The organism is Aquirufa aurantiipilula (genome assembly GCF_019923745.1).
Lineage (GTDB): Bacteria > Bacteroidota > Bacteroidia > Cytophagales > Spirosomataceae > Aquirufa > Aquirufa aurantiipilula.
This window is the reverse complement of sequence record NZ_JAANOG010000046.1, coordinates 1-381: the sequence shown is the minus strand read 5'-3', so window position 1 is coordinate 381 and position 381 is coordinate 1. Positions and strand designations below refer to the sequence as shown.

The 381-nt window shown below is 47.0% G+C and carries 1 protein-coding gene; it reads left to right on the top strand.

The annotated features are described in order from the left end of the window. Window positions 1-381, top strand: a 381-nt coding sequence (locus G9H60_RS13745; protein ID WP_223144521.1) for a hypothetical protein, incomplete at both ends; no start/stop codon positions are given.

The following is a 381-nucleotide window of genomic DNA, read 5'->3' as shown; positions in this document are numbered from 1 at the left end:
TAACAGTTACCGCGAAAGATGCAAGTGGTAATACGGCTACTAGCTACACAGGAGCTAAAAATATTACATTCTCTGGAGCAGCCAGTTCAACAAGTCCTGCCACCGCACCAACGGTAGCGAGCACGGATTTTGGAACAGCCACTAGCTTGACCTTTACTGCGGGTGTGGCATCTGGGTCAATGATTCTCTACAAAGCAGAATCAGCTACGGTGAATGCGAGTGATGGCACGATCAACTCGAATACAGGAGGAACATTGAATGTAACGGTGAGTCCATCAACAATGACGAAGTTGGCAGTGAGCTTAACAAGTCCACAGGTCAATGGTACCGCCTTTACAGGAACGAATACCTTAACGGCACAAGATGCTTATGGTAATACAG